At 40.7% G+C, this 21,820-nt stretch carries 14 protein-coding genes, 7 tRNA genes, 2 rRNA genes and 1 riboswitch (1 of these 24 cut by a window edge); of the genes, 3 read left to right on the top strand and 20 right to left on the bottom strand.

All coding sequences use genetic code 11. The features are described from left to right. Positions 1-17 precede the first annotated feature (17 nt). From purB to PQ460_RS20450, 6 genes are all read right to left on the bottom strand, one after another. Positions 18-1,313, bottom strand: a complete 1,296-nt coding sequence (purB, locus tag PQ460_RS20425; protein ID WP_204825657.1) for an adenylosuccinate lyase — start codon at positions 1,311-1,313, stop codon at positions 18-20. A gap of 4 nt (positions 1,314-1,317) precedes the next feature. Next, on the bottom strand, positions 1,318-2,487 hold the full coding sequence (gene purK, locus PQ460_RS20430; protein ID WP_274170991.1) for a 5-(carboxyamino)imidazole ribonucleotide synthase: 1,170 nt from the start codon (positions 2,485-2,487) through the stop codon (positions 1,318-1,320). Next, positions 2,484-2,969, bottom strand: coding sequence for a 5-(carboxyamino)imidazole ribonucleotide mutase (gene purE, locus PQ460_RS20435; protein ID WP_204825659.1), 486 nt, complete (start codon positions 2,967-2,969; stop codon positions 2,484-2,486). Before purE ends, purK begins: the two co-directional genes overlap by 4 nt. Before the next feature lie 264 nt (positions 2,970-3,233). Beyond that, positions 3,234-3,335, bottom strand: a riboswitch (purine riboswitch). Between the two features lie 243 nt (positions 3,336-3,578). Then, entirely contained in the window at positions 3,579-4,019 is a 441-nt protein-coding gene (locus PQ460_RS20440) for a universal stress protein (protein WP_204825660.1), read from the bottom strand. Positions 4,020-4,283: 264 nt separating this feature from the next. After that, on the bottom strand, positions 4,284-4,565 hold the full coding sequence (locus PQ460_RS20445) for a DUF1294 domain-containing protein (protein ID WP_274170992.1): 282 nt from the start codon (positions 4,563-4,565) through the stop codon (positions 4,284-4,286). A 43-nt stretch (positions 4,566-4,608) separates the two neighbouring features. Then, positions 4,609-6,813, bottom strand: coding sequence for an alpha-galactosidase (locus PQ460_RS20450; protein ID WP_274170993.1), 2,205 nt, complete (start codon positions 6,811-6,813; stop codon positions 4,609-4,611). Positions 6,814-7,105: 292 nt separating this feature from the next. Between PQ460_RS20450 and PQ460_RS20455 the strand changes: the two genes are divergently transcribed. After that, positions 7,106-7,915, top strand: coding sequence for a MurR/RpiR family transcriptional regulator (locus PQ460_RS20455; protein WP_274170994.1), 810 nt, complete (start codon positions 7,106-7,108; stop codon positions 7,913-7,915). A 99-nt stretch (positions 7,916-8,014) separates the two neighbouring features. Here the strand turns inward: PQ460_RS20455 and PQ460_RS20460 are convergent, their stop codons facing one another. From PQ460_RS20460 to PQ460_RS20475, 4 genes are all read right to left on the bottom strand, one after another. Further along, the gene (locus PQ460_RS20460) at positions 8,015-8,731 is read right to left on the bottom strand and encodes an N-acetylmannosamine-6-phosphate 2-epimerase (RefSeq protein ID WP_274170995.1); all 717 of its coding nucleotides are present in this window, start codon (positions 8,729-8,731) and stop codon (positions 8,015-8,017) included. Between the two features lie 7 nt (positions 8,732-8,738). Then, complete coding sequence (locus tag PQ460_RS20465; protein ID WP_274170996.1) at positions 8,739-10,340, bottom strand: maltose/glucose-specific PTS transporter subunit IIC; 1,602 nt, start codon at positions 10,338-10,340, stop codon at positions 8,739-8,741. A 156-nt stretch (positions 10,341-10,496) separates the two neighbouring features. After that, positions 10,497-12,656 (bottom strand): DNA topoisomerase III, encoded by a 2,160-nt coding sequence (locus PQ460_RS20470; protein WP_274170997.1) that lies wholly within the window; start codon positions 12,654-12,656, stop codon positions 10,497-10,499. Positions 12,657-12,938: 282 nt separating this feature from the next. Continuing rightward, positions 12,939-14,000, bottom strand: coding sequence for a Gfo/Idh/MocA family protein (locus tag PQ460_RS20475; protein ID WP_274170998.1), 1,062 nt, complete (start codon positions 13,998-14,000; stop codon positions 12,939-12,941). Positions 14,001-14,351: 351 nt separating this feature from the next. On the opposite strand from PQ460_RS20475, the gene PQ460_RS20480 reads away from it, so the two are divergent. Continuing rightward, on the top strand, positions 14,352-15,902 hold the full coding sequence (locus PQ460_RS20480; RefSeq protein ID WP_274172981.1) for an amidase family protein: 1,551 nt from the start codon (positions 14,352-14,354) through the stop codon (positions 15,900-15,902). Positions 15,903-16,333: 431 nt separating this feature from the next. On the opposite strand, the gene PQ460_RS20485 is transcribed toward PQ460_RS20480, so the two are convergent. Further along, a complete protein-coding gene (locus tag PQ460_RS20485; protein WP_274170999.1) occupies positions 16,334-17,527 on the bottom strand; it encodes a GNAT family N-acetyltransferase in 1,194 nt (397 codons plus the stop codon). 517 nt (positions 17,528-18,044) lie between these two features. Between PQ460_RS20485 and PQ460_RS20490 the strand changes: the two genes are divergently transcribed. Beyond that, positions 18,045-19,031 carry a ketoacyl-ACP synthase III gene (locus PQ460_RS20490; protein WP_274172982.1) on the top strand — a complete coding sequence of 329 codons (987 nt, stop codon included), beginning with the start codon at positions 18,045-18,047 and terminating at the stop codon, positions 19,029-19,031. Positions 19,032-19,281: 250 nt separating this feature from the next. Here PQ460_RS20490 and PQ460_RS20495 read toward each other — a convergent pair. From PQ460_RS20495 to PQ460_RS20535, 9 genes are all read right to left on the bottom strand, one after another. Continuing rightward, a tRNA-Gly gene (locus PQ460_RS20495) sits at positions 19,282-19,352 on the bottom strand. A 161-nt stretch (positions 19,353-19,513) separates the two neighbouring features. Next, a tRNA-Gly gene (locus tag PQ460_RS20500) sits at positions 19,514-19,588 on the bottom strand. An 8-nt stretch (positions 19,589-19,596) separates the two neighbouring features. Next, a tRNA-Leu gene (locus PQ460_RS20505) sits at positions 19,597-19,678 on the bottom strand. Positions 19,679-19,689: 11 nt separating this feature from the next. Further along, positions 19,690-19,765 (bottom strand) — tRNA-Lys (locus tag PQ460_RS20510). 98 nt (positions 19,766-19,863) lie between these two features. Further along, positions 19,864-19,936 (bottom strand) — tRNA-His (locus PQ460_RS20515). 30 nt (positions 19,937-19,966) lie between these two features. Further along, positions 19,967-20,042 (bottom strand) — tRNA-Thr (locus PQ460_RS20520). A 16-nt stretch (positions 20,043-20,058) separates the two neighbouring features. Then, positions 20,059-20,130, bottom strand: a tRNA-Glu gene (locus PQ460_RS20525). A 101-nt stretch (positions 20,131-20,231) separates the two neighbouring features. Further along, positions 20,232-20,348 (bottom strand): 5S ribosomal RNA (gene rrf / locus PQ460_RS20530). A gap of 63 nt (positions 20,349-20,411) precedes the next feature. Beyond that, positions 20,412-21,820, bottom strand: a 23S ribosomal RNA gene (locus PQ460_RS20535); it runs 1,514 nt beyond the window's last position.

Here is a 21,820-nt window from a genome sequence, read left to right on the forward strand (position 1 = left end):
GTTGTGTCCCCTCTTTCCTATTCCAGACCGAGTTTTTTGAAAATCGTATCAACGTGCTTCAAATGCCACGATGGATTAAATGCTTCTTCGATTTCTTCAGCATTCAATAGTTCTGTAATTGCAGGAGTCTCCAAAATAATATCTTTAAATGAACGTTGTTCTTCCCATGCTTGCATCGCACGAGGCTGAACCGTATCATACGCTTGCTCACGACTGATCCCTTTATCGATCAATTTAGTCATCACACGACCGGAGAAAGGAACTCCATACGTACGTTGAATATTGCGTTGCATATTTTCAGGGAACACCGTCAAGTTTTTGATAATGTTACCGAAGCGATTGAGCATGTAGTTCAGCAACATCGTTGCATCTGGCAAAATAATACGTTCTACCGATGAATGTGAAATATCGCGTTCATGCCATAATGTCACATTTTCGTATGCTGATACCATATGACCACGAATCACACGGGAAAGACCGGAGATATTTTCAGAGCTGATCGGATTGCGTTTGTGAGGCATAGCAGATGAACCTTTTTGACCTTTAGCAAAAGCTTCTTCTACTTCACGTACTTCACTCTTTTGCAGTGCCCGTACTTCGGTTGCAAATTTATCAAGCGATGTCGCTACCAATGCGAGTGTTGCCATATATTCAGCATGACGATCACGTTGCAATGTTTGAGTAGAGATTGGAGCCGCTTTGGTGCCTAGTTTGTTACATACGAATTCTTCTACAAATGGATCAATATTCGCATACGTTCCTACAGCTCCAGAGATTTTACCGTATTGTACATTGTCTGCCGCATGACGGAAGCGCTCCAAGTTACGTTTCATTTCTTCATGCCATAGTGCCATTTTCAGTCCAAATGTTGTCGGTTCAGCATGAACACCATGCGTACGTCCCATCATCGGTGTATCTTTATAAGCGATCGCTTTTTCTTTCAAAATTTCGATAAAATTGATAATATCACGTTCCAAGATTTCATTAGCCTGGCGCAATAAATAACCAAGTGCTGTATCTACCACGTCTGTCGATGTTAACCCATAATGTACCCATTTACGCTCTTCGCCCAAGCTTTCAGATACCGCGCGGGTAAATGCAATTACATCATGACGCGTTTCTTTTTCGATCTCATAAATACGATCCATATCAAAAGAAGCACCTGCACGTAATTTTTCTACATCTTCTTTTGGAATAACTCCTAATTCAGACCATGCTTCACAAGCGCAAATTTCCACTTCCAACCATGCTTTAAATTTGTTTTCTTCACTCCAGATATTTCTCATTTCAGGTCTGCTATAACGTTCGATCATAAGTTTATTCTTGCCTCCATATATTCGTTTGGTCTATCCATGCCAGAGCATCTTCTATATTATGACACAGCACATTGATATGTCCCATCTTGCGCTTGTGTTTGGCTTCTTCTTTCCCATATAAATGGTACTTAGGGTTCACATGTAATGAATTCGCTGATAGATCAACCTGCATCATTTTTTCAGTAATCGCCGGGATATGTTCTCCCAGAATATTGACCATAACGACAGGTGAGCGTAATGTCGTACTTCCCAAAGGCAATCCGCAGATTGCTCTTACATGCTGTTCGAACTGCGAAGTATCACATGCTTCAATCGTATAATGACCGGAATTATGCGGACGAGGTGCTAATTCATTCACATATAACTGCCCATCTTCTGTACAAAACAGTTCAACCGCTAATAATCCTACTGCATCCATCGACTCTGCAATATCTGCCGCCATCTGTTCTGCTCTGCGCTGTACTTCTTCCGACACACGAGCAGGAACAATTGAGAGATGAAGAATATTATCAATATGAATATTTTCAGCTACCGGAAAAGTTTTAATTTCTCCATTCGAGCTACGAGCAGCGATCACAGACAATTCACATTGAAAATGAATAAATTGCTCTACCACTAACTCTGTGCCTGCGACGCTTAATTCGTCGTATGCTTGCTGAGCTTGCTCTTCACTGCGAATCACAAACTGTCCTTTGCCATCATATCCACCTGTAGCTGTTTTGAGTACACAAGGCGTTCCGAACTGTTGAACAGCTTGTAAGGTTTCGGCTGCGCTTCGCACTTCCATATATGGAGCAACGGTTGCGCCTGCCGCTTCAATCGCACGCTTTTCACGCAAGCGGTGTTGAGTCGTATATAACAATTGACTGCCTTGCGGTACATACGATTTCTGCTCTAACAATGCGGCTACATCGGCATCTACATTTTCAAATTCATACGTAATCACATCGGCTTGACTGGCTAACATTTCAGCAGCTTGTGGATCATCATAACGCCCTACAATCTGCTGACTCACCTGACCACAAGGTGCATTCGTCGCTGGATCCAGTGTAATAAATTGATAACCCAGCGGTGCGCCTTGCAATACCATCATGCGTCCTAATTGTCCGCCACCTAGAATGCCGATCGTAGAGCCAGGTGGAATCACTTTAGAAGATCGAATCTCACTCATAGCGTATCACTCGAAGCGATCACTTCTAGACGAATCCGTTCCCGTCTAGCTTCTGCACGCTTCATCACTTCAGGGTCAAAAGCACCGATCATCTGTGCCGCTAACAATCCTGCATTTGTTGCACCTGCTTTGCCAATCGCTACAGTCGCTACAGGAATTCCACCAGGCATCTGAACGATCGATAGTAATGAATCCAGACCTTTCAGTGCAGCAGACTGTACAGGCACACCAATCACAGGTAGTAATGTTTTGGCTGCGATCATACCCGGCAAGTGTGCCGCTCCGCCTGCACCTGCAATAATCACTTTGATACCTCGTTCTTGTGCTTGTTCTGCAAATTCAAACATCAAATCCGGTGTGCGATGAGCAGATACCACTTTTTTCTCATAGGCAATTTCTAATTCATCTAGCATCTGACAAGCATGTTGCATCGTTTCCCAATCTGATTTACTGCCCATTACAACAGCAACCTGTACCGACATGTGATAACCTACTTTCCAGAATAAAATTAATTTATCGTGTTCTATAAGTAATCTATCATTGTATTTAGCATAACATTCACTTGTTCTCACAGTGTTAGAACCGCTTAACACGAAAAAAATCCGCAGATCCTGTTAGAAAGATGTTCATTTCCAGGTTCTTCGGACTTCAGGAGCTTACAGAAAGACAAAGTATGGTCATCAGCCTACACAGACGTATCACTTCAAAACAAAGGTATAGTCTGCTGTAATGACTGCAATCACATCGATCTATCTGTTTACTCTCGTAGTCCGAATATTTACGGTATTCGGGTAGAAACGTCCGGGCCATATTCCCGATTTTATACGAGTCATTATTTCATACGTTTAATAAGCTTCATGTGTTAGTGTACCAATCTACAACACATCATGTCAACTTAAAGACGAACGTTTTATGTCGCTAATATTCTATTGTTCGTATTTAAAGGCTTTCATCTTTGATTTTTTCTGCGTTATTCTATATCAAAATAAAAAAGACGCATAGAACCATTGTCACTCGGACATTGATTATATACGTCTTGATCATAGTAACCTATTCATCTTTACACGTAGTTCGTACTGATTGTATTGCGTTTACTTCACAATCAATACTGGGATTTTAGCATGTTGAACAACATTATGACTTACACTACCCAGTACAAATTCTCGAATACTGCCTAGTCCACGACTACCGATAATAATAACATCGCAGTGATTAGCTTCAGCATATTCTAAGATATTTTGTGCTGCTGCACCCTGAATCATTTCAACACTGATCGTATTGCTAATTTCAGCTGCTTCTAGACGACGTTTAGCTTCTTTCGCTGTTTGGGTAGCTAATTCATACAATTCTTCGTTAGATGTAGTCGGTACAGGTACAATCCCTTCGCCTACAAAATAACGTGGGAAATCAAATACATGAATAGCATGAATTTCAGCATGTGGAGCTGCTTTGGCTAATTCCACTGCACGATCTAACGCTTTGTTTGATGCTTTAGAACCATCGTATGCTAATAAAATTTTGGAAAATAACATATTATCCATCTCCTCTATGCCAGTGGGTATCCATTGGTGGTGTGATTATGCTGCGTCTGGATTTCTGAGATCAGGATTCTGTAGGATATCTGTTGTTATGTAAGCTGGTCAACAGAATGAAGATATCATCCATCCGTAACACTTATCCAGATAATCATAAGTGTTATACATTCAGTATACTCCTTTATTACCCGTTATGCTCATTTCATGAAACGAAACAAAGACCTGACGAATCTTCATCAGGTCTTTGACTTATTACGTTATTTAGCGTATCCATGTCATCCATACATAGCCGTATACCACGATATTCAGAACCAATAACAGCGGAACGCCTATTACAAATGAACGATGTTTGGTTTTGTGTCGCTTGGTCATCATAGCGATCCAAATACCTAATGCACCACCGATAGCCGCCCAGATAAACAACGTTTTCTCTGGTATACGTTCACGACTGCGATGACGTTGTGCACGTTTTTTGTCTATTGCCATTACGATATAAGCAACAATATTGACAATCAGCAGCCAGACTCCTAATATCTGTTCCATTTCTGCCTGCCTCCATTAATTCAATCTCTACAGTGTAAGTGTACTATTCCACCGCTTTGAATACAAACAAAGCACTATAGAAATCTTCTTGCGCATACGGAGCAATAATACCATGATACATCAATTCATCCCCTGCATAAGTGTTAGGATCTGTAACACCGTTGACAGACATCGAATAACGACGATGTGGATCAAGCCCTTTTAATTTCAGACGACGAAGTGGTCCATTAGGCACACTTAACACTTGGAAATAACCTGCAAATGCTTCTTGCTGATCTTCCGAGACGAACATCCATGACGTAATATTACTTTCAAAAGGACTGAGCAAACGATAAAATTCACCAAATTGAATCAGTTCGCGCAACTCTTTATATTGAGCTACTTGTTCTTTAACTTCTTGCTTTTCTGTATCTGTAAGCTTGGTCAGATCGAGCTCATAACCGAAATTACCAGACATCGCTACATGACCACGAGTCGTAAACGAAGTCATTCGTCCGACTTGGTGATTCGGTACATCAGATACATGCGCGCCCATCGCACTTGCTGGATAGACCATACTGGTACCGTACTGAATTTTAAGACGTTCAACCGCATCTGTATCATCACTTGTCCATGTTTGTGGCATATAATATAGCATTCCCGGGTCAAATCGACCTCCACCACCAGAGCAACTTTCAAATAAAATATGTGGGAATGTAGAAGTGATTTTTTCTAAAACACTATATAGTCCAAGCATATACCGATGTGCTGTTTCCCGTTGACGATCCGCTGGCAACAGAGCAGAACCAATCTCAGACATATTGCGGTTCATATCCCATTTCACATACGTAATCGGTGCAGAAGATAGCACAGCGCTAACCGACTCTACAATATAATCACATACATCTTGACGGGACAAATCCAGAATCAATTGTTCACGTCCCATTGTACGACTGCGATCCGGCACGTGCAGACACCAGTCAGGATGAGCGCGATATAGATCGCTATCTGGAGATACCATTTCCGGTTCAAACCACAATCCAAATTGCATACCTGTAGCTGTAATTTCTTTTGCCAGTTTGCCCAGACCTTCTGGTAATTTGCGACGATCTTCTACCCAATCTCCAAGTGACGTACGATCATCATCACGATGACCGAACCAACCATCATCCAATACAAACAGCTCAATCCCTAGCTCTTTTCCTGCTGCTGCAATAGATTTGATCTTCGGTGCATCAAAGTTAAAGTAAGTCGCTTCCCAATTATTAATCAAAATAGGACGCACTTGATCACGATGTTCCCCACGACTTAGACGTGTACGATACAATTTGTGATACGTGCGAGACATTCCTCCCAATCCTTCAGAAGAATGAACCAGTACCGCCTCCGGTGTCTGGAACGTATCACCTGCTTCTAATTTCCATTCAAAATCAAACGGAGACAATCCAATCTGCATACGAGTGGTATGGAATTGATCGACTTCGACTTGAGCGACAAAGTTACCGCTATAGACAAGACTCATGCCATAGACTTGCCCTTGATCTTCATTCGCATCTTTACCAAGCAAAGCGATAAACGGATTTTGCTGATGACTACTGGAACCACGCTTACTTTCGATCCGTTGCAATCCCGGAGCAAGTGTACGGTAATGAACATGGCGTTCACGAGTCCATGCACCAGACAATTGCATCATCCGATATTCATCATCTGCCAAATCTACGCTACTGCTTAGTGCACGCTGAATATGAAGTGTTGTTGTTCCATCATTACGGAATTTCACAGAACGTGTAATCGCATTCAATTCGTTAAATACAGTATAGCTGACTACAGCTTCAAGCCCGGTCAATTTATCACGCAATACAATTTCCAATGTATCTGCTTCCTGCTCCTGCTCTACATATGTAGCTGGTAATCCTTGAAGTTTCGGTTTGCCTGCTGTAATAGTATGACTTACATAATGTAGATCGTTGACTGTTGTACCATTACTATGTTTAGCTTCAAAAGCAGGTTCGCCATAATCGCCACGACCATAACCTGGATATTCTTGTGGTAAAGTATCAAAAGAAAAAGTACGATCATCTGCATGATAATTCGGGCTAAATGAAGCACGTTCTATCTGTTGTAGCAGACTACCAATAGATGTTCCTTGTAGACGAGGTCCCCAATATAAATGAACCAAATGAGTCGATTTCATTAATTGAATAACATAACTCGTTGAACGAGATTGTAAATGAAAAGTCGATTGAGTAGTATCGAAAAATATAGACATGGAATAATCCCTTTCTGATGGATCGGCTCAATACCGAATATCCAGTTATTCTATCGCATTTGTTTTTAGTGTAACGGTAAAATGATCAAAAGCACATAGCATAATTCCATTATTTGATGGCACTATCCTATAATATAGAGATCGCTCTTCAAACTATACTATAATAGAAAGAAATCAACTGTTCGCTCCCTACTATCTAACCGCAATCTAACATATGCTACGAATATAAAAAATCATTTTTTATAGAAACTGAGTCGCGCTTATATGATCAGGCGTTTAAGGAGGATGAATTATGGCTCTCAATGTACTCGACGAACTACAATTACGATACCAACAATTATCTGCCAAAGAAAAAGAAATTGCAGATTATATTATGCGTCATAAAAATTCTATTCATAATATCAATATTCGTGATCTCTCCGAGCGCACACAAGCTTCAATGTCTACAATCACACGTTTTTGTCGCAAAGCAGGATTTAGTAATTTTATAGATTTTAAGCTAAGCTTAAATCGAGAAATTGATATTCCACGAGATGAGCTTAATTTTTTTGCACAGACAAGACATTTATACAATGAAATTATTATGGCAACTGCTGATATGATCAAGCCTCAGATGATTGAAGAAGTCGTTCAGCAGATTCAGCAAGCCAGACGTGTCTATGTATACGGATTAGGAAGCTCTGGCTTATCCGCGCTAGAGTTCAAGTATCGTCTAATGCGAATGAATATTTTAATTGATGCTGTTACTGATTCGCATATGATGATGATGAATGCGTCTTTGATGGATAAACAGGATTTGGTGATTGGATTATCCAATTCTGGTCATACCACTGAAGTGAATAGTGCTCTACGCATTGCCAAAACAAATCAAGCTCAGATCATCGGAATTACTAATTTCGATCATACGCCTTTTACAGAAACAACTGATCTATGTCTATTTACACCCGGCTTACAGCGTATGGGCGATATCCCGTTTATCAATAGTCAATTAGCGATTATCTATGTGCTTGATATGATCTCGATGTTATTGCTCCAAAATGAAGAACGATTATCTGCACGTCAGCGTACACTCCATGCTTTGTACAAACAAGATCATTCATAATGCCAATTTCAGACAAAGAAAAGAACCGATAATTATTTTCGGTTCTTTTTTTGATATTACTATGATTGATGTTGATAAGATAGAATGTGCAGCACAAATCTATTCTGTTGCAATCGATGCAGGACGAACTTGTTTCATTTTGTCCATAAAACGTGCTGTAATCTGTTGCGGACGTGTGATCGCTCCGCCTACTACCACGCTGTATACACCAAGTTCCAGACAACGTGCCGCCATCTCTGGTGTCATAATATTTCCTTCAGCTACAATAGGAGTCTTGATCTGACGAACCATTTCTTTTAGAATCTCAAAATCATTTTCATACACTTTCTGATGAGCTGTATATTCTGTATAACCTACCAGCGTAGCCGATACCAGATCAAATCCTAACTGTTCAGCAACAACGCCTTCTTCTACAGTCGATACATCTGCCATCAATAACAGTTCAGGATATAGCAGACGAATTTGTTTGACCAGATCAGCCAATGTGACACCATCCGGACGAGGACGTGAAGTCGCATCTAACGCTATAATTTCACAACCAGACTCTGCTAATTCATGAATTTCGGTTATCGTCGGTGTAATAAATACAGGATGGTCTCCATAATTACGTTTGACGATTCCAATCACAGGCAATGATACTTGTTGTTTGATTTCTTTAATATCTTGCGCAGTATTCGCTCGAATTCCTACAGCTCCACCTTCTTGAGCGGCAACTGCCATTTTTCCCATAATAAAAGAACTATGCAAAGGCTCGTGTTCTAATGCCTGACACGATACGATTAACCCCTGCTGTAATCCCAATGAATCCAAATCCATATTGTATTCACTCCATTTCCATATATTCCTCGATTTCATTTTTAATAACACTCACTTGCGGACCATAGATCACTTGCACACCATTACCATTAATCAGCACACCTTTGGCACCTGAATGTTTCAAGCGATCCTGTGATACTTGATCTGGTTGATAGACTGATATCCGTAGACGGGTTGCACAACAATCCAGATCTTTAATATTTTCTTTGCCACCTAATGCACGGAGTATCACAGCCGGACGAGAAGTATCAACTTCACTATGATCTGTGGCTACAGCATCGGTTATCGGTGTTGTTGACCCTGTTCCACCTGCTGTATTTCCGTTCGTATCTGCTACAGTCTCATCTTCACGCCCCGGTGTTTTGAGATTGAATTTGACGATTAAAAAGCGGAATGTGAAATAGTATAGAGCGAACCACACCACCCCGATTATCGGTACATAGATCCAGTTGGTTTTGGCATTTCCCTGTAAAATACCGAATAAAATAAAGTCAATTAAGCCACCGGAAAATGTCTGACCAATCGTAATCTGAAATATATGTGCCAGCATAAAAGCAAATCCATCAAACACAGCATGAATAACATACAAGAATGGAGCTACAAACAAAAAGGCAAATTCCAATGGTTCTGTAATTCCTGTCAAAAAAGACGTCAACGCCGCTGATAACATTAAGCCACCGACAACCTTTTTGCGTTCTGGACGTGCAGTATGATAGATCGCTAATGCAGCTCCCAACAATCCGAACATCATTGTAATAAAGCGTCCTGACATAAAGCGCGATGTACCTGAGAAATATTTTTCAGTCGAAGGGTCACCTAATTGAGCAAAGAAAATGTTCTGGGTTCCTTCCACTATCTTACCAGATACTTCCATTGTACCACCAAGTCCGGTTTGCCAGAAAGGGAGGTAAAAAATATGATGCAATCCAAGCGGCCCTAACATCCGTAGAAAGAATCCATAAAATAATGTGCCTACATATCCGGTCGCATCTACGATTCCACCTAACTTGGTAATCCCTAATTGAATTGTTGGCCATACTAGAAATAACACTAACCCTACAAATATCGCTGCAAATGAAGAAACAATCGGGATAAACCGAGAACCACCGAAAAATCCTAGAAATTGAGGTAACTCAATTTTGTTATATCGATTATGAAGACCTGCTGTCACTAAGCCGATAATAATACCGCCTAGCACACCTGTCTGTAACGATTGTATCCCTAGAATCATACCTTGACCGGCTGCCGCCATATTTTCAGTAACCAGTTGATTACTATTGATCAACATCGCATTGATCGAAGCATTCATCACTAGATACGCCAGTGCCGCTGCCAACCCTGCTGTTCCTTTATCCGAGCGTGCCAGTCCAACCGCTACCCCGATCGCAAAAATCAATGCTAGATTGCTAAACGTAATATCTCCTGCACTACTCATCACTTTGAAAATATACTGTAACCAGCTAATCTGTAGTACAGGATATGTACTTACTGTATTAGGATTAGAGAGTGCTCCCCCTATGCCTAGCAGTAACCCTGCTGCTGGTAATACAGCAATCGGAAGCATAAAAGATTTACCAAACCGTTGTGCCTTCTCGAAAAAAGTTTTCATTTAGTTACACCACCTGAAAATATTTTCTTTTAAATATAGATTATGAAAATATTTTCGTCAACGATTATTTTAAGAAAATAGTTGCCATTGCATACCAAAAAGCTCTTTAGCTACTATTACGGCTAAAGAGCTTTCAATTGTGTTATTAGGTTATCTCTATTCTTTTTTCTCTTCCAAAGCAGCTTTTAGCAAATCACCCAGACTTGAACCAAACGATTCTTTCTTTTCAAATTGCTTCACTAACTTTTGCTGTTCACGTTTGTTAACCGGGCGACCGCCGTCTTTATTTAACGTTTCGGTAATTCCACAACCGAGACATTGTACATACTTTCCAGCTTTTCCGTCTTTGATTTCCATTTTTTTATGACACTGTGGACAGCGACGATTCGATAACTGCTTTTCAGTCGAACGACGATAACTACAATCTTCACTTGGACAGATCAAGAATGTGCCACGTTTCGATTTTTTCTCTAACATTCGTGTTCCACATTCAGGGCAATGACTGGAAGAGACATTGTGTGGCTTATAATTCACATCACTCTTTTTCACACCATCGACCATCGATTGCGCCATCTGACGAATCTCTTGTAAAAATGGAGCCGGTTGCCCTTGTCCACGAGCAATTTTTTCTAACTGCTGTTCCCAACGTGCTGTTAATTCAGGCGTTCGCAGTTCAGGCGACACCAATTCGATCAATTGTGCGCCTTTTCCTGTAGGATGCAGATGATTGCCTTTACGTTCGATCGTATCAGAAGAGACTAATTTTTCAATAATATCTGCTCTAGTTGCTGGCGTACCCAGACTATGTTTTTCCATTTGTGATAACAGAGCGGCTTCTGTATATCGTTTAGGTGGCATCGTACGACCTGCTTTAACAACACAGCGAGCGATCATTTTCGATTCCCCTTGTTTGAGTTCAGGCAATTTCTGCGTTCCCCGGTGATCTGCTCCATGCTCTGATGAACGATGATGTGAATCGGTTTCTTCATCCTCATCTTCTTCATTCCACTGATCACCATATACAGCACGCCAACCTGAATCTTTGATCGTAACCCCTTTGGCATAAAACTGCTCTCCTGCGGCTTCAATAATCACTTGAACCGTATCATAAGTAGCAGGTGGATAAAATAAACTGATAAAACGGCGCGCAATCAGATCATACAGTTTACGCTCATCGGTTGTAAGTGCGTTCAAAGATACTATTTCTTCTGTAGGGATAATCGCATGATGATCACTAATTTTGCTATCATCTACAATCCGTTTATCAATTTTAAGTGCATTGCGTAATAAAGGACGTGCGAGTGGCGCATATGGACCTACCGCTACACTGGATAAACGTTCTTTGAATGTATCTGTCATATCTGAAGACAAATAACGTGAATCAGTACGCGGATACGTGACGATTTTGTGTTGCTCATATAACTTTTGCAATACATTAGACGTATGCTTAGCAGAAAATCCATATTTTTTATTCGCATCACGCTGTAACTCTGTCAGATCATACGCTAGTGGATGAGGTTCTTGGCGTTCATTCTTTTTGACCGATACAATCTTCGCTTGCTTGCCTGCCAAAGACTGCTCTAACTGCTGTACATTCTGTTGTTCAAAAATCCGTCCGTCTCCTTGAGCATTCCGCCATTCTGCTTGTAGATCACCTAGATCAATCTGCAATGTATGATAATCTTGAGAGCGGAAATCTTTAATTTCATTCTCACGCTTCATCATCATACCCAGTGATGGTGTCTGCACACGTCCTGCTGATAATTGAGCATCGAATTTGCAGGTTAATGCTCTGGTAATATTCAGTCCAACCATCCAATCAGCTTCTGCCCGGCAACGAGCCGATTCATACAGACGGTCAAATTCTTTACCCGGACGCAATTTTGCAAATCCTTCACGGATCGCTTTGTCTGTCTGAGAAGATATCCATAATCTTTGAAAAGGTTTATTCCATTTTGCCATCTGAATAATCCAGCGTGCTAACAATTCTCCCTCACGTGCAGCATCGGTAGCTACGATCAATCCTTGCACATCATTTCGTCTCAGAAGATGCTGTACAATTTTGTATTGATGACTACTTTCCCGCAGTACTTTTAACGTCATCCTTTCCGGCAAAATCGGCAAATCGTCCAGATTCCATTTCTGATAACGAGTATCATAATCTTCCGGCTCGGCTAGACCGACTAGATGTCCAAGCGCCCAAGTTACTATATATTTAGGGCCTTCCATATACCCTTTATGTTTCTGATGACTTCCCATCACACGCGCGATTTCTCTTGCAACTGAAGGCTTTTCAGCTAATACTACTTGCTTCATATAATTCATTCCTTTCGCTTTCCTGTATATATTTGTGTATCATTTATTTACGGTTATTTCTCTACTGTGTATTCGTTGCAATCCAGACAGCGATATACACATCTATATATTGTAACACTTTTCAAATAAATATTAAGGTTATTACACGACCTTATACGCTGATCCAATTCTTATGATAGAACGCTATATGTACAGTCCACTTGGATATCACAAAAAAGCCGATATCTATATTTCACTATAGAATACCCGCTTTTTGTGTAATTCATTTCTACCTATCTATTGTTAAAATTCTTTATGAATCACTGCATCTTTTTCAGCCGCTTCAAAAATCGTCTCGATCAGCACTAACACTCGATGTACTTGTTCATTAGGTACAGCCGATTGCGCAGAGCCTTCGATCACAGACAAAAAGTTCACATAGAACTCTTCTGGCGGGTTTTGGATCGGTTCAATCGATTTACGAATTGTAGACTCTTCGGAAGGTGGAGCCATCGTTTTGGTCAATCCACGACCTGCTTGAATCGGTTTGGGTTCTACTTTTTCCACTTCTGTATTACGGGTAACGATCTCCCCGCTTAGATCCCAATCTTGAATAATTGCTGTTCCTTCGGTTCCTTTTACATACCAGCGTGGTAATTTAACATAGTTAGTTGTACCGACTTCTACAACTGCTGTTAATCCATCTTTAAAACGAATCGTTGTTGTAAATCCATCATCTACTTCTGTATCCAAAATGGTACTCAACTGAGCATGGACACTTTCGATCTTACTATCAGTAAGCAATAATAGCTGATCTAGTAAATGGACTCCCCAATCAAGCAACATGCCGCCGCCATAAGCTTTGAGCTGTCTCCAATCTCCTGGAATACCATTGGCTCCTTGTACACGTGATTCCACATGAAAAACATCTCCAACAGCCCGTTTTTCAAACATATCACGGATAATCAAAAAATCTTCATCCCAGCGACGATTTTGATGCACTGTAAATGTCTGACCGGTTTCTTCTGCTACTTTGACAATGTCTAACAGATCCGCACTATTGATCGTTACAGGTTTCTCACAAATAACATGCTTACCTGCACGTAAAGCCTGAATCGATAATTCTTTATGTACATCATTAGGAGTAGCAATCAATACAATATCAACATTTTTATCTGATAAAACCGCTTCCATACTTTCATAAGCATGATAACCATGTTGTCCAGCAAGTTCCATCCGATAGTCTACGATATCGTACACACCGGTTACTTCAAGTGCAGGTACTTTCTCAATCAATTGCCCATGATAACTTCCCATTCCACCATAGCCTACGATGACTAAATTGTATACCGACTTGTTTGCCATGTTGATTCCTCTTTCTATACTGGATTATAATTCCATTTAAGCCATTACCATTTTATTCTACCAAACTTTTAACTGCAACATCACATTTCTTTTGCACAAATATTAATTTTATCTGCTCCTTGTTAATGTAACGAATTTTCTTTAAAAGAACAGTTAAATATGTATCATTTTAATCATTATTTTATATTCAAATTTAAGCCTGTTTGATCTTTTGTATTGACATGTTATCTTTTTTAACACTAAAATACATAATTAATTACATGTATCAACAATAATCGATGATATCTTACAAAGGAGTGAAGTTATTTGTCTAATATCCAACATATTAAAAAGTATCAAAAAGTAATTGTTATGTGGTTTACAGTTATTGCGTTAATTGTTGCTCCATTCAGTACATACGGTGTTACCTCTTCTGCTCAAGCTGCTGGCTCTCCAGGAACCAATGAACCTTTTGTGATTACAGAAGCAACGATTGCTCAGATGCAATCAGCTATGAAAGAAGGTCGTCTGACTTCTGTTCAGCTTGTACAACAATACTTAGATCGTATTGCTAAATATGATGATCAAGGGATCAAGCTTAATGCTATTCTCACGATCAATCCCAAAGCACTTGAAATTGCAGCTCAATTAGACAAAGAACGTGCTACGACAGGAGCACGCGGGCCTTTACATGGTATACCGATTATTGTAAAAGACAATTTCGATACAGCCGATATGCCTACAACAGCAGGTTGTGTCTGTCTTCAAAATTCGATTCCAGATCAAGACGCTGATCAGATCGCTATGCTCAAAGCAGCAGGTGCTATTATTTTAGCCAAATCCAATCTGCATGAATTTGCATTTGGAATTACTACTTCAAGCTCACTTGGAGGGCAGACGCTGAATCCTTATGCACTCGATCATTACCCGGGCGGTTCGAGCGGTGGAACAGGAGCTGCTATCGCTGCTAACTTTGCAGCGGCAGGTCTAGGAACAGATACAGGTGGATCTATTCGTATTCCATCTGCATTTAACAGTCTGGTCGGTATTCGCCCTACAGTAGGCTTAAGCAGTCGTGATGGTATTATTCCACTCGCTCTCACTCAAGATGTCGGTGGGCCTATCGCACGTACAGTAGAAGATGCAGCGATATTATTACAAGCTACTGCTGGCTATGATGCAGACGATATTGCTACAGCTTATAGTGTTGGACATATCCCTGCGAATTATACCGATTCATTACAAGCAGATGGTCTGCAAGGAGCTCGTATCGGTATAGCAACAGAATTGTTCAATAATACAAAAGACAGTGAAAAATCCGTCACTCAAGTGGTCTATACGGCTGTCGATGATATAAAAAGATTAGGAGCTACACCGGTTCCTATCCAAATTCCTAACTTACAACAAATTATGAAATACCCTAGCCTTAGTGGTTACGAATTTAAATTTCAAATCAATGATTATCTGGCAAGCTTAGGAGAAAATGCACCTTATCATAATCTGACCGAAATTCTAGCATCCAATCAATTTGATCCCAAGCAAGCTGAAGCGATGCAAAAACGTAACACTGTAGCCACACTTGATACTCAAGAATATAAAGATATCGTACTCAACCGTACTAAGGTTACACGCGAATCTCTTTTAAAAGTAATGGCAGACCAGAATCTAGATGCCATTATCTATCCAACCACTACCCAACCAGCAGCTACGATCGGTGAAGAACAAGTATCAGGTGACAATAATCGGTTAAGCCCTTTTTCCGGCTTCCCTGCGATTACAGTTCCTGCTGGATTCACCAATCAGAAATTGCCGGTAGGAATTGAATTTTTAGGTAGACCATTTGATGAAAGCACATTAATCAAATTAGCATATAGCTATGAACAAGGCACTCATCATCGTCAAGCTCCTACATTAACACCATAATTATCTTTTTTTGAAATCTTTTATATATCATTCAGTCATTCAGTCATTCAGTCATTCAGTCATTCAGTCATTCAGTCATTCAGTCATTCAGTCATTCAGTCATTCAGTCATTCAGTCATTCAGTCATTCAGTCATTCAGTCATTCAGTCATCAAAAGTATACTCGGATAGTGCAAAAGCACAACTATATTCAAAAAAAAGCTTATCCTCTACAAAGTGTATAATGCACTTCAGTAGAGAGATAAGCTTTTTTAGCTTAATTATCATTGCAAAATCATACTGTTTATATTTACGATTTGAACTGTATGATTCCTTTACAGTATCACTATTCATATGCTTTCACGTTCTATAAGAACTTCCACCAGTTAAAGCGTTCATTCTAAAAAATCACTCTATACGTACATCACTAATACTGCACTCATTCACATGTGCTTAGAAAAAGTCCATCAAATGTGTGGTAGCAAAAGGAATCCGTGATTCCAAAATATGAACAGCTTCTAACTTGCCTTTCCATTTACCCCAACTATACAAGGCTAACGGACGTTTATACCCCATCAATGCTACAGTTAATGCTTGAATATCTGTATCAATATCACTATGATCCCATAGATCTTGTTGCAAACCTTCTGGCAAAGCTTCACGCCGACTCACTTTCGCTTTACCTTCATCATTAATAAGCACATCCCAGATCCCATTGTTCCACTCTGCTGTCGCATCATTCACCCGGATTGATAACGATTCTACTTTACCAACTGTAAATGGATATTGCTCAAGAAACGTTTTAACATTAACTATTCTCGCCATAAAATAAGGAACGATCTGTTGCTCAATACGCGGATCATTCAACAGATACGACAACGAATCATCAATCGGTGCTTGCACATTAACTTCAGTCACCATTGAATCGTGGTTGGAAATAAAAGTCCATAGTGCTTGGCGTGAACGTTCATCAAGAGATACCAATTCTTTAATATTCATTTTCTGATCTTTGATCTCATAAATAAGATAACCACAAGCTTGATCTTGAGGATTATAATAAACAGCGGTAAACAAATCACTATTCGGTACTAATTTTCGTTCCCAACGCTCGGTATCTCTCACCAGTGTTCCATTATAATTAGAAGCATATTTTTCATAGACAGCATTAAAAATATCCAAATCACGAATACCACGTTTTATTGTACCTTCAACTTGAACTTTAGCAGGTAGCTTATTCGTAGGAATAGTATATTGACGATATTCAATATAAGTCTCCCAGCCAAACTTACGATAAAATGGAAAATGAAACGGATGCAAAAAGGATATCGATTGCCCTGCTTCATTCATCTGTTGCAGTGTATGATCTAATAACTTCGCAACCAATCCCTGTCTTCTTTTTTCTGGCCAGGTCGCAACACCTGCAATTCCACCCATATCAAAAGCTTGCCCGTGTATGTACGTTTGTAACGGTAACAATGTCAGTTGAGCGCTCAATTGCTCTTCTTCAAAAATGCCCCATGTTCTTTCCGGTTTAAAATGTTGTTTTTCTTTCTCCAGTTCTTCTGCCGTTTTACGATATTGAAAAGCATACATTCCTAATTCCGCTCGTGCATCAAAATCTTCTAATGTTAATTGTCTGATATCCATTGCTATAGTCACCTCACTGAAAATGATAAATTACGTCAGATCTGAATCATTAGCACTTTCCACATAGTATAACTTATATACTACTTCAACTATAAAACAGTCCATACAAGCAAAATAAAGCATATCATTTAAAATATACTTTTCTCATGATTTAAACAATATGATTCTGTATGGTATGATAACTCCATATGCTTCCATTATAACATTTACTATTACCTCAAAACCAATCGAGCTATATCAACATCACTTAGTCATCCCAAAATCAATAATCGATTTACAATATTGTTCAAATAGGTTATATTTAAAATAAATTAGTACCTGGTACTATAACCTAGTATTAAAAGATGTTAAATACAATTATTATGCTACCTTTTTATAAAATACCCTATCATAATCTAACTCTGTCAATACAATCGGTTTATACAGTCATTGTATTACAAGATAATCAGCATCTAACCAAATTATCAATTACTCCAGTGTATACACATCATTCAAATCATATATAGAGGTGATCTTTATCAATCATTCAACAGCTCGTCTTACAGCATTAGGAACTTATGTCCCCGACAAACGTTTAACTAACACTGATCTTGAACAGCTAGTCGATACGTCTGACGAATGGATTGTTCAACGTACAGGGATAAGAGAACGCCGTATTGCTAATGAGCAACAATTCACATCTACACTCGGAATAGAAGCAGTCAAAAATCTACAGAAAACTTATCCAGGTACTTTGGAAGATGTAGAACTCATTATTGTGGCTACCACAACTTCAGATTATGTATTTCCAAGTACAGCTACTCAAATTCAATCTTATTTCAATATCAAAGGTGCTGGTGCACTAGATCTCAATGCTACTTGTGCTGGCTTTGTATATGCACTTCATGTAGCCAATAGCTTTATCACATCAGGTCTTCATCGCAAAATTCTAGTGATTGCTAGTGAAACGATGAGCAAAATAACAGATTATACCGATCGCAGCACATGTATTTTATTTGGTGATGGTGCAGGTGCAGCCTTAGTCGAATACGATCCAGAACAACCTAGCTTTCTAGGAACTTTTATGGATAGCGATGGTTCTGGTGGAGAACATGTATACCGTACCGGATTATCCGATCAAATCAATAATCAAGCGATGCTTGGTAATGGCAAAATCGTACAAAATGGTCGTGAAGTCTATAAATGGGCTGTACGTACAGTACCAAAAGGCATTCAAAACCTTTTAGATCAGACCAATCAATCCCTTACCGATATTAATTGGTTCGTTCCACATAGCGCTAATCTCAAAATGATCGATTCGATTTGCGAAAAAACAGGATTTTCTCTAGACCATACACTTACCAGTGCTGAATGGTATGGCAACACTTCTTCTGCTTCAATTCCTCTAGCTTTGCAATTAGGAAGAGATGATCATAAATTAAAAAATGGAGATACCGTATTACTATATGGTTTTGGTGCAGGACTCACCCAGATGGGTATGATTTTACGCTGGAATTTAAAATAATCTTTTAAAACTAATACCTAGCTAAATACGTTTAAAATATATTTGAAATACATGCAAAGCAATATAAAAAAACAAAGTAATACAAAAAGAAACAGTACAGAATAAGAGTTACTTCTGTGCTGTTTCTTTTTTATCCAATACTATTCAACCTATATCCATAATCTTTTATCACTTATCGCATTCTTTAGCCTATTAAATTAATAAAAAACTAAAAAGGATGCCTGCATAATGCAGACATCCTTTTTTATAAAGCGGGTGATGGGAATCGAACCCACGCTATCAGCTTGGAAGGCTGAAGTTCTACCATTGAACTACACCCGCGGATTAAGAGGATATGGTTAACATCAGGTATATTATAAAACCTGAATAACCATGTTAATCAAATCTTACACATGCCAACTATAAACAAATATAGTTGTTATATGAATTAAAGCGTAGAATAAAAACGTATATAATATATACGCTCTACACTGAATAAAGATTGGAGCGGACGATGGGAATCGAACCCACGACCCTCGCCTTGGCAAGGCGATGCTCTACCGCTGAGCCACGTCCGCAAAATCTATGCGCGTGGAGGGACTTGAACCCCCACGTCGTGAGACGCTAGATCCTAAGTCTAGTGCGTCTGCCAATTCCGCCACACGCGCATATAAGAAAATGGTGAGTCATGAAGGGCTCGAACCTTCGACACCCTGATTAAAAGTCAGGTGCTCTACCGACTGAGCTAATGACTCATACAATTTAGGCAGTAATAGTATTGATTTAACATACATATTACATTTTACATCATTTTAATACTAATATCAAGCTAATTCTTTATAAGATTATAAAGGGCGACCGATGGGACTTGAACCCACGAATGCCGGAGTCACAGTCCGGTGCGTTAACCCCTTCGCCACGACCGCCATAGCAATCAAATTAATATTAAAAATAAATGGTGCCGGCGAGAGGATTTGAACCCCCGACCTACTGATTACAAGTCAGTTGCTCTACCAACTGAGCTACACCGGCATAGTGTATATGTTAATGACCCGTAGGGGACTCGAACCCCTGTTACCTCCGTGAAAGGGAGGTGTCTTAACCACTTGACCAACGGGCCGCTTAAAAAAGTAACAGCGTAACTTTTCATACGCTTCAACCTATTAAAAACAATCTTAACCCTTCGGCGAAAAAAAAACCCCGAAGGGATAAAACTATTTTGCTTGGCAACGTCCTACTCTCCCAGGACCCTGCGGTCCAAGTACCATCGGCGCTGGAGGGCTTAACGGTCGTGTTCGGGATGGGTACGTGTGGAACCCCTCCGCCATCATTACCAAACGTGCAGGTGTGTTGCTCCCTGAAAACTGAATCCGAAAACGAAAACATCGCGTGTTAGCTTATTTGGATAAGCCCTCGACCGATTAGTATTGGTCAGCTCCATGCCTTGCGGCACTTCCACCCCCAACCTATTGACCTCGTCGTCTACAAGGGGTCTTACATACTGGGAAATCTCATCTTGAGGGGGGCTTCACGCTTAGATGCTTTCAGCGCTTATCCCTTCCGCACGTAGCTACCCAGCGATGCTCCTGGCGGAACAACTGGTACACCAGCGGTGCGTCCATCCCGGTCCTCTCGTACTAAGGACAGCTCCTCTCAAATTTCCTACGCCCACGACAGATAGGGACCGAACTGTCTCACGACGTTCTGAACCCAGCTCGCGTACCGCTTTAATGGGCGAACAGCCCAACCCTTGGGACCTACTTCAGCCCCAGGATGCGATGAGCCGACATCGAGGTGCCAAACCTCCCCGTCGATGTGGACTCTTGGGGGAGATAAGCCTGTTATCCCCAGGGTAGCTTTTATCCGTTGAGCGATGGCCCTTCCATGCGGTACCACCGGATCACTAAGCCCGACTTTCGTCCCTGCTCGACGTGTCTGTCTCGCAGTCAAGCTCCCTTATGCCTTTACACTCTTCGAATGATTTCCAACCATTCTGAGGGAACCTTAGGGCGCCTCCGTTACACTTTAGGAGGCGACCGCCCCAGTCAAACTGCCCACCTGACACGGTCCCTGTACCGGATCACGGTACGAGGTTAGAACTCAAATGCGATCAGGGTGGTATCCCAACGGCGCCTCAACCGAAGCTTGCGCTCCGATGTCTACGGCTCCCACCTATCCTGTACAAATCGCACCCCAGTTCAATATCAAGTTGCAGTAAAGCTCCATGGGGTCTTTCCGTCTTGTCGCGGGTAACCTGCATCTTCACAGGTATTAAAATTTCACCGGATCTCTCGTTGAGACAGCGCCCAAATCGTTACGCCATTCGTGCGGGTCAGAATTTACCTGACAAGGAATTTCGCTACCTTAGGACCGTTATAGTTACGGCCGCCGTTTACTGGGGCTTCGGTTCATAGCTTCGCTTGCGCTAACCACTCCCCTTAACCTTCCAGCACCGGGCAGGCGTCAGCCCGTATACTTCGCCTTGCGGCTTCGCACAGACCTGTGTTTTTGCTAAACAGTCGCTTGGGCCTTTTCACTGCGGCCCCCTCGTGCTATTCACACTACCGGGGCACCCCTTCTCCCGAAGTTACGGGGTCATTTTGCCGAGTTCCTTAACGAGAGTTCTTCCGCGCGCCTTAGAATTCTCTTCTCACCCACCTGTGTCGGTTTACGGTACGGGCACCTGCTTCCTGGCTAGAGACTTTTCTTGGCAGTGTGAAATCATGACCTTCGCTACTGTAATTTTCGCTCCTCATCACAGCCTGGCCTTGGGGTATGCGGATTTGCCTACATACCAGCCTCACTGCTTG

This window comes from Paenibacillus sp. KACC 21273 (assembly GCF_028736095.1).
In the GTDB taxonomy this organism is placed as follows: Bacteria; Bacillota; Bacilli; order Paenibacillales; family Paenibacillaceae; genus Saccharibacillus; species Saccharibacillus kyungheensis.